Below are 823 nucleotides of genomic sequence, written 5' to 3' on the forward strand. Positions count from 1 at the left end.
CTCGATGTCAACCTTATCAGGCTGAATTAGCACAAACAGATGCCGAATACAAGCGATCACGATGTGGTCGGAAAACTAAGCTGAGCGATGAGTTAAAGCAAAAAATTCTCAACCATTTACGTCTAAGCTGGTCACCAGGAATGATTGCTCACGAATTTAAACTAGCTACTAAATCTATTTATAATTGGCTAAATCAGGGGAGAATTGGTTTCTCCTTGAATGATCTACCTGAACATGGCGTACGCCAACGGCGTAACGTTGACCAACGATCCAAATATAATCAATCTTTGGGGCGATCAATTGAACAGCGTCCCATGATGATTAATCAACATAATCGCATCGGCGATTTTGAACTAGATACAGTCGTTGGTCCTCGTGGGCATAGTAAGGCAGTTTTATTAACTTTAATCGATCGAAAATCACGGTTCCTTTGGGCATACCGGTTAAAAGATCGGACGACAGCGACTGTTAATGAAGCACTAACTAAGTTCCTAACCACTTTTAATGGTCCGGTGCACAGCTTTACTGTGGACCGTGGCACTGAGTTTAGTGGGCTAGTATCACTTGAATCACAATATGGTATTAAGACCTATTACTGCCATGCTTATACGCCAGCTGAACGTGGTAGTAATGAACGCTTTAATCGGAATTTACGTTATTTTTATCCTAAAGGGACTCGTTTTGAGCACATTAGTGCTCAAGATTTAACGACGACGTTACTCCAAATTAACCAGCGACCGCTTAAAATACTCGACTGGCAAACACCGTATCAGGTTATGCTGACAAATTTGTCCAAAAATTCGGATTAAATTTGCAATCTACC

1 protein-coding gene is annotated in these 823 nt (G+C 41.2%); it reads left to right on the plus strand.

Annotation, left to right across the window (positions count from 1 at the left end; all coding sequences use genetic code 11):
- The coding region (locus WDC_RS09275) for an IS30-like element ISLpl1 family transposase (RefSeq protein ID WP_044011564.1) at window positions 1-809 on the plus strand (809 nt) is incomplete at its 5' end.
- Window positions 810-823 lie beyond the last annotated feature (14 nt).

Source organism: Paucilactobacillus wasatchensis, assembly GCF_000876205.1.
GTDB lineage: Bacteria > Bacillota > Bacilli > Lactobacillales > Lactobacillaceae > Paucilactobacillus > Paucilactobacillus wasatchensis.